The sequence below is a fragment of the Robertkochia solimangrovi genome, assembly GCF_007279655.1.
In the GTDB taxonomy this organism is placed as follows: Bacteria; Bacteroidota; Bacteroidia; order Flavobacteriales; family Flavobacteriaceae; genus Robertkochia; species Robertkochia solimangrovi.
Genome location: NZ_QKWN01000002.1, coordinates 158,100 through 170,321, shown reverse-complemented (window position 1 = coordinate 170,321; position 12,222 = coordinate 158,100). Strand labels below are relative to the sequence as shown.

The 12,222-nt window shown below is 41.8% G+C and carries 6 protein-coding genes; 1 reads left to right on the top strand and 5 read right to left on the bottom strand.

Going from position 1 to position 12,222, the window contains the following annotated elements; all coding sequences use genetic code 11:
• Nucleotides 1–99 precede the first annotated feature (99 nt).
• From DMZ48_RS04705 to DMZ48_RS04685, 5 genes are all read right to left on the bottom strand, one after another.
• A complete protein-coding gene (locus tag DMZ48_RS04705) occupies nucleotides 100–1,902 on the bottom strand; it encodes a prolyl oligopeptidase family serine peptidase (protein WP_143953963.1) in 1,803 nt (600 codons plus the stop codon).
• Between the two features lie 261 nt (nucleotides 1,903–2,163).
• Nucleotides 2,164–3,288 carry a glycoside hydrolase family 88/105 protein gene (locus tag DMZ48_RS04700; protein WP_143953962.1) on the bottom strand — a complete coding sequence of 375 codons (1,125 nt, stop codon included), beginning with the start codon at nucleotides 3,286–3,288 and terminating at the stop codon, nucleotides 2,164–2,166.
• Nucleotides 3,289–3,317: 29 nt separating this feature from the next.
• The gene (locus DMZ48_RS04695) at nucleotides 3,318–6,047 is read right to left on the bottom strand and encodes a glycosyl hydrolase (protein WP_242009125.1); all 2,730 of its coding nucleotides are present in this window, start codon (nucleotides 6,045–6,047) and stop codon (nucleotides 3,318–3,320) included.
• Entirely contained in the window at nucleotides 6,016–7,272 is a 1,257-nt protein-coding gene (locus DMZ48_RS04690) for an oligogalacturonate lyase family protein (RefSeq protein ID WP_199287938.1), read from the bottom strand. Before DMZ48_RS04690 ends, DMZ48_RS04695 begins: the two co-directional genes overlap by 32 nt.
• A gap of 29 nt (nucleotides 7,273–7,301) precedes the next feature.
• Complete coding sequence (locus DMZ48_RS04685) at nucleotides 7,302–8,630, bottom strand: rhamnogalacturonidase (protein ID WP_199287937.1); 1,329 nt, start codon at nucleotides 8,628–8,630, stop codon at nucleotides 7,302–7,304.
• 405 nt (nucleotides 8,631–9,035) lie between these two features.
• On the opposite strand from DMZ48_RS04685, the gene DMZ48_RS04680 reads away from it, so the two are divergent.
• Nucleotides 9,036–12,191 carry a SusC/RagA family TonB-linked outer membrane protein gene (locus DMZ48_RS04680; RefSeq protein ID WP_143953961.1) on the top strand — a complete coding sequence of 1,052 codons (3,156 nt, stop codon included), beginning with the start codon at nucleotides 9,036–9,038 and terminating at the stop codon, nucleotides 12,189–12,191.
• The last annotated feature ends 31 nt before the right edge of the window (nucleotides 12,192–12,222 follow it).

Genomic DNA, 12,222 nt, shown 5'->3' with positions numbered 1-12,222 from the left:
CCCATTACAATTCTTGTAATGCTTAACGCATAAAAATAAACGACTTTCTACGATATGCCTTCCAAAGTCAAATTGCCTGAATCAATCGGTATTATAAGGTTACATTTGCCTGATGAGTCTTCGAAATTCAGCATTACTGATTTTGAAAACAGTTCCATGCCGAATCCCTTTTGGAAAAAATACTTCATCAGAAATATCCTTCCAGGTTTTTAGATCATCAGAAGTTACGGCACCATACTTTTTATCGATGTACTTATCAAAGTATACAACCCAGGAACCATTTTTGGTTCGTAATGTTGTTGGACCTTCAGCCCAGTAATTACCGGTGATCGGATTCCCAGCATCTGAATAAGGACCTGTTAATTTTTCAGCAAAGGCAACCCTCAGATTTTTTTTAGCTACGGGGTCTCGGGTTTCATCTTTCAGAAACATCACATAGCGATCTTTATCCTTTATAATACTCGCATCGATCACATTGAAACCAGGCTCATACAATAGCGCTGTCGGAGAAAATTCTTTAAAATCCTTTGTGGTGGTATAGTACATCCTGTGGTTATATCCTGCTTCCTGCTCCGATTGTGTTTCCGGAAACTTACCGGTTATCGTCGTTGCCCAATAGATCATATACTCTTTTTTCGCCGGATCATAGGTTATCTCAGGTGCCCAGGAATTTCTGGCTCCCTCTTCATGCTCCATCACCGGAATGAATTTCTGATAACTCCAATGGATCAGGTCTTCTGAACTCGCATAACCAATCCCTTTGTCTGTCCACCCTGTGGTCCAAACCATATGAAATTTGCCATCACCACCTCTGATAATACAAGGATCTCGCATTAGCCTGTGTTGCCCGATCGCAGGAGTCAGAAAAGATTCATCATTCTTTAAAGCTTCCCAGGAAAGTCCATCTTCACTCCAGGCAAAATGCAATCCGTCCTCCCCGTTACCTTTGAAATAAGAAAACAGGTAAACTTCCTTCTCTTTTAAAATACCATTTTTATAGAACCATTTTTCACAAGCATCCGGCCATTGTTCCGTCATAGGATCTCTTCCCAGTCCGAAACCATGCCCTCCTTCCTGATAAATATGCATCTCCACCTTGCCGGTCTTTTTTTTCACCTCCCCGTAAAGTTCGATGCTATTCTCAACAGGAACAGCTCCATCATCGGTTGCATGTACTAAAAATACCGGTGGCGTATTTTCATCGATATGATAGTTTGCAGAATATTTTTTCATATCGCTTTTTGATGCAGATTTACCCAATAGATTTACCTGTGAACCCTTATGAGTATAGGTATTCTCCATGGAGATCACCGGATAGATCAAAACGGAAAAATCAGGTCTTGCACTATTTGCTGACTTCAATGGATAAACCGGTTCATCGTATTGTACCGTTAATGTAGATGCCAAGTGTCCGCCGGCAGAAAAACCAACGACACCAACCTTTTCTACATCGATATTCCATTCCTCAGCATTATCTCTGACCAACCTGATCGCTCTTTGGGCATCCTGAAGCGGACCAATTCGTTTATCCTTCATGGTTTCATCATTAGGCAACCGATTCTTGAGTACAAAAGCAGCCATCCCGATTGAGTTCAACCATTCCGCCACCATATACCCTTCTTTGTCGATGGACAGATAACTATAACCTCCACCAGGGCATATAACAGCTGCCGGAATTTTACCGGTAACATATTCAGAATCCGGTAAGAATACGGTCAGTGTCGGTTCCGTGATCTTAGAAACTTTAGTGGGGATACCCGCTTCATTCAATTCCACTTTTTCTGAATAAGTATCAGAATATTGAAACCCCGGAACCTCTTCCCAAAGTGGTAACTCCAGCGTTTCCTGAGCATTAGTGAAACTGATTACTGCGATCATGAACAATCCTGTTATATATTTCATGTTTATTATTATTAATAGATTATAGAGGAATTATAGACTCTTTTATAAACTAAATGGTACGAAGTTATTTGTTACGTTGTTACATGTGGCAGAAAGTAGTAACACAGTTAGTTGTAATGCAGTATACTGTTCTGCAATTTCTATAATCTGTTCATTTATCAATTACAATTTACCATCCACTTTGATGTAGCTTTCGGCACCTATAAATCTCCTTTGAAATGAAACCAGGACCGATAACTTAAAATTTATCATCGCGAATAATCATTCAACTTCCAATCGATACAATTCCGTTCCCGCCAATAAGAAGCAGCCTAAACCGTAATCTTCAAAGTCCGGAATCTTGTCATAAGATAATGGTTGTCCGTCCTTAGGTTCTTTTCCGGTCGATTGAACCCAACCGAGAAATCCACTTTCGTGAAGGCTATCTTCAATAACTGCATTCCATGCTTTTTTAATGACCGGAATAAAAGTTTCTCTATCCAGTATTCCCTGATTCACCCCATAGGCCATTCCATAGATGAACAAAACGGTTCCCGTGGTTTCCTTTCCTCCAAAATGCTTCGGATCATGAAGGCTGACATTCCAAAATCCATCCTTTCGCTGAATCGGCACCAGAGCTTTAGCCATGGTTTCCAGGTCAGAAACATATTGATCTCTATGCGGAGCATCATGAGGTATAATTGCCAGTACTCTTGCCAGAGCTGCGATCACCCATCCATTTCCTCTGCTCCAGTAACTATCCTCCCCATTGGGTTCTTTATAAGGAGGATCAAAATCTGCATCTCTCCACCATAACCCGTCTTCGGGATTGAAAAGTCCATTTTCACCCTCCTTATTTCGGGTAAACATATACATTTCATACATCTTCTCAAAATAACGGTCATCACCGGTCAGGACACCCATTTTGGCAAATACAGGCATCCCCATCTGGATGGCATCGATCCAGTCCCAGTCGTTATTTTGCGGGGTTGCCAACAACATATTCATGTTCGCTCTCGTATTCTTTAGTTTTTCCGATGAAGGATCGAGATTATATAGATCGATATAAGTCTGAGCAGCACAATAGTTATCAGCATTTCTGGTCGTATTACCATCCCGAAATCCCCACTGGTGAAAAATTGCCCAGTCTTCTACATATTTATAATAGCTTTCCTTTGGGTAGATCTCATGCAGTGCCATTAACCCTTCATAATACACACCTCGAGTCCATATATTACTGGGGCGTTCCTTATTGGTTATGATCGTCTTACCTACATCCGGCCATTTTTTCATAAAATATCCATTAGCGAGGACCATATCCTTTAAAATTTTATCTCTGTCATAAATATCCTGAGCATTTACCTGGCTCAGCATCATTATAATCCCTAATAAAAAGAGTTTCTTCATGTTATTTATTTAAGTTGGCAGTATTTAAATCAATAAGAGCGCTTTAATGGCTTTACCACCACAGGTCCCAGTAAGCCCGACGGGGTTAAATCCCAGGGAGCCGCATCGAACTTCTGATAATCTTTATTGACCATATTGATCTCATGGAAGATCTTCCATTCCTCACCCCTCAATTCCAGTGCTCTGATACGATTCGCAGGAAGGTTAACTATCTGAATCTTTACTTCATTCACCCCCTTTTTAAAGAGATCGGTCTTCAATCGGAAGGGTACAGACCAAAGCATACCCGCATATTTACCATTGATCCAGACCTTTGCACTTTCCCGAACTATTCCAAGATCAAGTTCCCATAATGGGGCTGATTCCGGTAAGTCTATCGTTGTGGTATATTCCACCATACCCGAAAAAGATTCAGCCTCTTTATTAACCAAAGTCCATGTTTTTAATGTGTCTAATTCAGCATTCGGCGGTAAATCAGGTCCGCCTGTTCTGAATTGAAGCTTCCAGGGACCATCCAGACTATAAAAATCATAATCATTCGCTTCCGCATAGGCCCAGGTCGCTGCGACCGGTCTTTCTGAAGTTTTCAGAAAATAACTCTCTCCGGGTGCAATATTCAATTTCAAAGTAGTTCCTCCCCCATTTTCAATGACCATGGCTTGTCCTTCTTTTCCGGTTAAAGGATCATAGATCGAAACATAGGATACCTTCTCTTTTAAAGTGACCTCCTCGACATTGATTCCTGTGTGATTAACGATAAAGTATATTTTTTCACCATCGAGATCCCTGCGTATGAATTTCAATCCTGACTGCACCATCGGTTCTCCGTAAATAGCATTGTTCTTTAAACTCGCAATAGGATCACCACTAACTTTAAGATCCTTCAACAGTTCTTTCAACTTTCCTTCTCTGACCTTGTAATCATGAAATCCGGGTACAGATCCGGGATAATCTTTAAAAATTATGCGCGCTCCCTGTGACTTAAGTTCCAGTAATTTCTGTAAGGTTTCCAAAGGAATGTATTGACACGCCGGTATCACCATAGCCTGATATTCACCTCCTGGTGTTAGGATACGATCATTCTCAAATCTCAACGTTTGCGTAAATCTGTCGGAGATAAAATCGACTCCATAACCTTCATCCATTAAAGCTCTATTGATCGTATAGAAAGAAGTATCCAACAACCATTCATCCAGCGAATGGATCTTAAATTGAAAGAAGGTATTTCCCTTTAAGAATGAGTTCCAGGTATCATATACCGGATAATATAACAATACTTCATTGTCAGGTGTTCCCTGCTGCAAATATTGCTGGCAATTCTCGATATAGGAAAAGAGTCCGTCAGCATGTTCCCATATCGAATTATTATAATTGAAATTCACCGAAGCATAGAACTTCCAACCCGGCCATTGAGCAGAAGGCGGTGAATAAGTGGATCCGTGTAGAAAAACATGATTTATCCCGTTGAGAAAAAGATCCTCGACTTCAGGTTTACATTGAGAAAGAGCAGTCATGAAGTGCTCTCGTAACCAGGTAAATGTTTCTGAGGAAACCAAAGGCTTTCCTGAAATATGTGCTGCAGAGGATGAGAATTTCAACATAGCAGGATCTGCATCTCCCGGTCTGATATTCGCTGCTTCGCGTCTTAACCCGGGGATATCATAAGGCATAGATCCAAAGGTTTCACACTCCGGGATATCTGCTGCGGCATAGAGGTCGATTAGATTTCCTGGTGATCCATGCGCCTGAAGCCTCGATTTCAATTGATGTTCGTTTGCCCAGGCGGTCCAGGGACGATCGAATTCCTCTAAAAGGAGATCGGATATGGTTTCCCGGTAATCCCCAAGAATCCTATTACTTTCAGGATCATCCCTTTTTTCAAATATGATGTTTAGGTGAGGTTTCAGATCATAACCCCGACGTTTTTCAAATTCAGTCAGGAAAAGCGGTGTAAAATCAGTTCCATAGACTTCATAGCTATCATTAAAAACACTACGCAGGCTACCGTCCAGTTTACTGAACGCTTCATCAAAAGGTTCTACATAATCTTCCAAAGCAGCTTTTGAATAGTGATCGACAGTGTAACCCTCACTTCCCGGGGCCGCACGTTTAACCTGCTGCCCTGTCAGGGCTTCATATACCTTATACAGCACATAAGCTTCCTTTTTTGCTTTGAACTTTAGTTTACTGTTTTTGATCTCGGATGTCAGATCGATATACGATCCTGATTTTCCATAAGCATAGATTCCCAATAATTTCATAGGCCTCCCCTTTTCCACCGAATCACCAACAGCTGCTTTAAAGCTTTGTCCTTTATCCAGTATGGTTTTGACACCGATCAGCTTTCGGGCTGCGAATTCCGGTTCCACCTGCGGACCACCATAAGGCCAGCCGGTTCCCAGCGTCATATCAACACCCATATGAAGACTATCGGCTATTTTTAGCGTGAAATTTAGCATGGCGATCCATTCATCAGATAAATAAGGTATGGTATTCCCTTCCTGCCCTTTAACTCCATAAATGGGAGTGATCTCCACTCCGCCTATCCCTGCTTTTGCAAGCATCTCCAGGTTATACCGAATGCCGATGGAATCAACTGCATTGCCCATCCACCACCATCGTGTCCAGGGTTTCCTGCTATTTGATTCATTTTCCACTGAATGCTGTGCACGGATACCACTTAAAGGTACACACATCATCAGTATTAAAAAGATTACTGTTATGGTATTAATCGATCGTTTTCCGGAGTTTAACCTCATAGATTTGGGATTTACCTTCAAAATTTGCCCTAAATATAATTGCTTTACCGTCTGGTGTAAAATGAACATTGGGTTCCAGATCGTAATTGTGATATTTCATATTCACCAGTTTTTCGGAGCGGAAACTGTTCCCATCAGGAACAAAATGATACAACCACATCCCATCCTTCGCATGAGCCACCTGAGTACTATCGCCTCCATCTCCTGCAAAACTTTGCCTATCAGGAGCCATGGCATAGTGAATTGACCATTCATTTCTTTTGAGTTCGTAGCGGGTTTCCGTAGAGTCCGTTAATTGACGACCTGCCAGATAAAAGGTTTCTCCTCTGGGAATCTGCAGATCGAACCAGATGTGTTCACCATCCGGACTGAAGAATTCATGACCGGCAATCTCCCTGTAGACCGATCGTTTATGCATAAGTTTCGATTTACCGGAATTCAGGTCCAATGTCCAGATTCGGTCAACCTTATGCCAAGGGCCTTCATGACAATACATCAGCAGATTAGGATCCGAAGGAGAAAATTGTAAATGGTTCAGCCAGGCATTCTCTGTATACACAATCCTGAGTGTACCGGATTCCGGGTCCAGCGTAAAAATATGTCGGAGAATCTTTGCCTCATAAATGTTATCAAAGTTTCTTCCTCCTTTCATGGTATCCAGTACCTTATGATCTGCTTTTAAGGCCATTACTCCAGCCAAAAGATTTTCGGTAGCATTTAAGGCAGCAACACTGGCATAGGTGCTATCCGGGAACGTATAGACTAATTTTTCTTCACCCGTATCTACCGAACTGGAAAACAACTTATTTCCTTTATGAAAATAAATTTTATGCGTCTTCTTTCCAAGAATCTCTCCGCGTATTTCACCTGGTGATCCGGTAATTTTACGGGTATCACCATTGGTAAGATTCACACTGAATAACTGTCGTCCATCAGCGGTATCTCCATAGAAGACCATCAGGGTATCCCCTTTGATTTTATCAAAATAGAAAGGATAATTATGAAAATAAAAACTACGGTTGTCACCTTGCCGGTTTGTTACTTTTCTAATCTCATGACCGGTATCGGCATCGATCCATATTTCGGGCATTTCAACCCCGGGAAAGCCTGTTTTCAAGACCGGTAACTCATTTTTAATTTCCGTTTTACAGGAAAACAGACAACCGATCAGGAATAAACCCAATACATTTTCAAAAAATTTCCTGAATTTTAATAGTACCATCATTTATCGGTATTAACGCTCACAGGGTTGGACTATTCCGCTCGTATATTCACCTTTTTAAGGGTAACTCCCTTAATCGCTTTTGTATTTTCTTCTGCACCCTTATCCGATTTCAGTGAAAGATCCTCGAAGTTAAAACCGGAAAGTCCATATTGATCGGAATCTACAATATTGAATACAATATCGCAGCTAAGCTCAAGATTCTTCATAGTGATATGAGCGGCTTCCGATTTTCGTATATCCTTTTCTCCTTTAAGATCGAAAAACTGAGTCCACGGTTTTATAAAGATCATACTCCCCGCATTACCGGTAATATTCTCCACGGTGATGTATTCATATTTCTGAGTGGTATCCGGACGCATTTTTAACCAAAGTACGCGGGTTGCATTCTTTACTTCAGACCTTCTGAAGAGTACATTATAATTATGGATAGATTCGCTTCCGCAGGTAAGTGCACTATGGCAAAAACCATAGGTATTGTCTTCAATGAGAATATTTCTGTTCTCCCCATTCGTCGGATCCTCATGGGCAAATGGTCCTTTACCACCTTTTAAAGATACCGCATCATCATTCACAGACATATAACAGCCTTTGATCAGGAAGTTGGTGCAGACATCGATATCCACTGCATCGGTACTGGGAGCCTTTACAGGTTCCGATGGTGAGGTAATCGTCAGATCCAGCAATTTAACATTTTCACATTTATAGAAATGTGTGGTCCAAAAGGGAGAGTCCTTTAAATGAACATCAGAAATCATGATATTCTTACTATTCGAAACAAATACCAGCCGAGGTCTCATTTCATCTTTATTGGTACATTCCGGATTCCACTGTCTGCGCAACCAGAAGGCCTTCCAGTAACGAAGTCCGTTACCATTGATCGTACCTTTACCGGAAATGGTAAATCCATCGAGTCCGTCAGCATTGATCACCGCTGGAAAATATTTTAGGGATTGTCCTTCAATACGGGTCATCAATACGGGAAAGTCACTGATGTCATCACTCCCTTTCAGTACTGCTCCCTCCTCCAGCCAGAGATGCGTATTTTGTTTAAAGAATAAAGCTCCTGTCATATAAACTCCTGGAGGTACCACGATAACACCTCCACCGGAAGCACTGGCTTTATCGATCACGCTCTGAATCTTTTCGGTCTGAACCAACGTACTGTCTTCCACTATTTCATAATCAGTCAGTCGGTATTGTTTACCAAGGGTGGAAAGATTCGGTTTAGAAATATCCCTGAACCAATCAGGAATCTTCTGTCCATCCGGAAATGTATCCTGTGCCAGAATATTACCCCCAAAGATTAAAAGCATTAACAATAGTATTCCTGAGGTTTTCACTCCTATCATCTTTCTCATTAAAGTTTGTATTAATTCGGTTGGTAAAAAGTAAAGATATTTTCTCAATACATGGTGTTCATCCTGTTCCATCCTGTTAAATCCAATTCGCGCTGAAATTTAACGACTCCGGTGAGCGTGATATGATTCTTATAAAATAAGACTCTTTAATTTATTAAATAATCAAATATGCCTCTCCAAAAAATATTTTCATCAGAAAAACCCCTTTGAAATTATCGAATTTAAATTCCATCCAAAATCGCTGTCAACCCTAATAAAATCTTGATAAACAAAGTATTAGATGGTACTTTTCGGGCAAACAAAAGCGTACAAATCACTATAAAACAACTTGTTAGCAGCATAGCACAGGATAGTATCGCAAGGTGATATAAATATTTTTGGAAAAGATTAACCAAACTAACTTTTATGAAAATCAAATTCATTCTTTGGCTAGGTACACTACTTTTAATCTTTTCATCAGGTATTCTGTATGCGCAAAATAAGAGCGTAACGGGTACTGTAACTGACGCTGACGGTGTTCCGATGCCGGGGGTAAATGTTCTGGTAAAAGGAACACAAAGAGGTACAAGTACCGACTTTGACGGCCAATACAGCATTAACGTTTCACCAGGTGAAGTGTTAGTTTTTACGTATGTAGGTTCTCAAACGATTGAGAAAACTATTGGACAGGCAGCTGTCTATGATGTCATAATGGAACCTGACAGCAACGAATTGGATGAGGTCGTTGTTATCGGATATGGAACCCAGAAAAAATCTGATGTTACCGGCTCTTTGGTGAGTGTCGGTGCTGAAGAACTGATGACCCAACCGGTAAACAATGCTTTTGAAGCATTACAAGGTAAGGCAGCCGGTGTGGATATCACAAGTAGCCAGCGTCCGGGTACTGTTGGTTCCATCAGAATTCGCGGTAACCGATCATTAACGGCAAGTAACTCGCCTTTATATGTTGTAGACGGTGTGCCATTGATGTCACCAAATGCTATTGAAACACTTAACCCAAGAGATATCGCTTCCATCGAAGTATTGAAAGATGCGTCGGCCACAGCCATTTATGGTTCCAGAGGGGCAAACGGGGTGATCATTGTTTCAACCAAGCAGGGAAGACCGGGAAGATTCACCCTTAACTACTCCGGAGTGGTAACCACTTCTGATATCGTTGACAGGGCTCCTTCCATGAGTGCTTCAGAATTTATCGAATTCCGTAGATGGGCCGCTTATAATCTGGATCCAAATACCTATGCGCACCCGGATTCACCGACTTATGACAATGACTTTATCATTTTTGACAGCGCACTGGATGGTCAGACTTCCCGTGACAATGTCCTCAGCGGATGGGAAGGTGGTAGCTGGGATCCTTCAAGAGTGGTGAACACCGACTGGACCGATTTCGTTACTCAGACCTCTGTCACCACTGAGCACAACATCAGTGCAAGCGGTGGTACCGATCGAATGAATGCTTATGCATCGTTTGGATATCTCGATAATGAAGGAACTCAAAAAGGTCAGTATTACGAAAGATATACCGCTAAATTAAGCACTGAAATTCGTCCTACGGACTGGTTCACGCTTAATGCTAATATGAATATCACCTGGAGTGAACAGGATTATGGAATGTCTACGTTGGGTGGACGAAGTGGTTCGGTACCGGATGCGATCTACGGAACTGCCAAGTCGATCTATAATATGGCCGTTCCTTATGATGCGAACGGAAATCTTGTGATCAATCCAGGGGGTGAAAACGGTGTGTACACCATCATGAACGAATGGGAAAAAAGTACACAACTTTCAGAAACCATGCGTGCAATGGGAAGTTTCTCTGCTACTTTTGATTTTGGAGAAATGGTAGATGTGCTGGACGGACTTACTTATAAATTCAGCTTCGGTCCGGATTTCAGACATTGGAGAGAAGGGGTTTATATCGACGGCCTCTCTTCCCACAGAATCAATTCAGACGGATCGCCAGGAGTGAATTATGCAAGATTGCGAAACCGTCGTGACCTTTCATGGACCCTTGACAATATCATCAATTATAATCACACCTTCGCCGAAAAACATAATGTTGGCGTAACTCTTTTACAAACCGCTTCTTCCTGGAATATTGAAGAATCTGCGATGAGTGCCAATAATATCCCGAAAGAATCCTTCCTTTGGAATAACTTCGGATCGATAGATATATCAGAACCTTCCAACAATGCATCCATGAGTTCAGGGATCAATGAACGTCAATTGAGTTCCTATATGGTACGTATGAACTATGGTTTTGATAACAGATACCTGCTAACCTTTTCAGGACGCTGGGATGGAGCTTCTCAGTTAGGAGAAGGAAGAAAATGGGATTTCTTTCCATCAGCAGCACTTGCCTGGAGAGTGAAGCAGGAAGCCTTTATGACCGATGTAGACTGGCTGACCGATCTAAAAGTACGTTTCGGTGTAGGAACAACTGGTAATTCTGCCGTATCTCCCTATGCGACAAAAGGAGATATCGCTCAGATTTTCCTTCCGTTCAACGGGATCAGCAATCAGGTTGGATATACCACGAATGAACCCTATTACTCAAGAGATCAGCTCACTATGGCAAATCCTAACCTGGGATGGGAGAAAACGACCCAGTACAACCTGGGAATTGATTTTGGATTCTTCAATAACCGAATCAATGGTAGCCTGGATATGTATAAATCCTATACAAAAGACCTGCTAATGCTGGTTAATATTCCAACGCTGACCGGTTTCCCGAATACCTATGCGAACATTGGAGAAACCAATAACCGTGGGGTGGAATTAACCTTAAATGTTACCCCTATCGAAACCGCAGGTGGATTCGCCTGGGACTCCAATATCAACGTGGCATGGCAGAAAGACGAGATCGATAAACTCGCTTATGGTGAAAACGATATGGTCGATAACGCCTGGTTTATCGGTCAATCGATCGCGGTTCAATATGGCTATGACAATGAAGGATTATGGCAGGATACTCCGGAAGACCAGGCTGAAATGGCACTTTGGAACGCCAACGGTTATTCCTTTACTCCTGGTAATGTGCGACCTAAAGACCAGAATGGAGATTATGTTATGAATGCGGATGACCGTGTAGTTCTCGGAAACAGTAACCCGAGATGGACCCTTGGATGGAACAACACTTTTACTTTTAAAGGACTTGAACTTTCGATCAACACGTACTCAAGACTGGGTTATATGGTGAATCTGGGTGGACAGGCCATGACGGCGCATGCCAATCAGATCGATGTGGATTACTGGACCCCGGAGAATACAGATGCTGAATTCCAGAAACCAATTCTCGGACAGGCAACATCAGGTTCTCAGGATGAGTTTTCCGGTATTCTCGGATTCAGAGATGCCTCTTTTGTTAAGATCAGAAATATCTCACTCGGATACAACCTCCCAGATGACCTTTGCAGCAAATACGGAATGAGTAATGTTAAAGTTTATGTTCAGGCTGTGAATCCCGGTAGTATCTATCAGTCGATCGACTGGTATGATCTCGACGTGAGTAACACGATATTCAACCGAAGCTTTTCACTTGGAATCGATATCGGAATATAAATGAAAGTTTCATCGAAAATAAAAGATACAC

What these genes read in the sequence shown, in the direction of transcription:
- DMZ48_RS04705 (WP_143953963.1), bottom strand. Translation starts at nt 1,902, where the DNA reads ATGAAATATATAACAGGATTGTTCATGATCGCAGTAATCAGTTTCACT.
- DMZ48_RS04700 (WP_143953962.1), bottom strand. Translation starts at nt 3,288, where the DNA reads ATGAAGAAACTCTTTTTATTAGGGATTATAATGATGCTGAGCCAGGTA.
- DMZ48_RS04695 (WP_242009125.1), bottom strand. Translation starts at nt 6,047, where the DNA reads ATGAGGTTAAACTCCGGAAAACGATCGATTAATACCATAACAGTAATC.
- DMZ48_RS04690 (WP_199287938.1), bottom strand. Translation starts at nt 7,272, where the DNA reads ATGATGGTACTATTAAAATTCAGGAAATTTTTTGAAAATGTATTGGGT.
- DMZ48_RS04685 (WP_199287937.1), bottom strand. Translation starts at nt 8,630, where the DNA reads ATGAGAAAGATGATAGGAGTGAAAACCTCAGGAATACTATTGTTAATG.
- DMZ48_RS04680 (WP_143953961.1), top strand. Translation starts at nt 9,036, where the DNA reads ATGAAAATCAAATTCATTCTTTGGCTAGGTACACTACTTTTAATCTTT.